Origin of the sequence: Mesorhizobium sp. M5C.F.Ca.ET.164.01.1.1 (genome assembly GCF_004792125.1) — a bacterium.
In the GTDB taxonomy this organism is placed as follows: Bacteria; Pseudomonadota; Alphaproteobacteria; order Rhizobiales; family Rhizobiaceae; genus Mesorhizobium; species Mesorhizobium wenxiniae.
The window spans coordinates 1-432 of the sequence record NZ_SRTG01000116.1 but is presented as its reverse complement, the minus strand read 5'-3'; the positions used below and the strand labels follow the sequence as shown (position 1 = coordinate 432).

Annotated in this window: 1 protein-coding gene; it reads right to left on the bottom strand. The window is 65.5% G+C overall.

Going from position 1 to position 432, the window contains the following annotated elements:
• Positions 1-432: AraC family ligand binding domain-containing protein (locus EN807_RS32685; RefSeq protein WP_189522669.1), on the bottom strand; the 432-nt coding region annotated here is incomplete at both ends.

The window sequence follows — 432 nt, the reverse complement described above, 5'->3', positions numbered from 1 at the left end:
GCCGCCTCATAGGCGATCGCCGAGGCAGCGCCGGGCGAACCGGCGCCCTTGATCAGCCGCAGACTGCAATCGGCGAGGTGGTCGATGGTCGCCGGCTGCAGCCGGAACACGGGACCTGAGACGCTGAGGATCGACTTGTGGACGCGGAGCGCCTCCTCGCCGTTCATCGATATCCAGAAATATTCCCAGCGGTCGCCCTTGGCCAGCCAGTAACGATGGTTGTGCGGCACCAGCACCAGCAGCGTGTCGTTGGCCTGCAGACGGTAGTTGCGGTTGTCGTAGCGCAGTTGGCCGGTGCCGCTGATCGTATGCTGGAGCACCGTGAACGGAGTCTGGCCACGCTTCCTGCCGTCCCAGTCGTAGGTTTCGTCCTCACGCACCTCATAGCCGGTGCTTGTCGGCATGGCATGCAGCCGCTGACGGCCGCGCGGC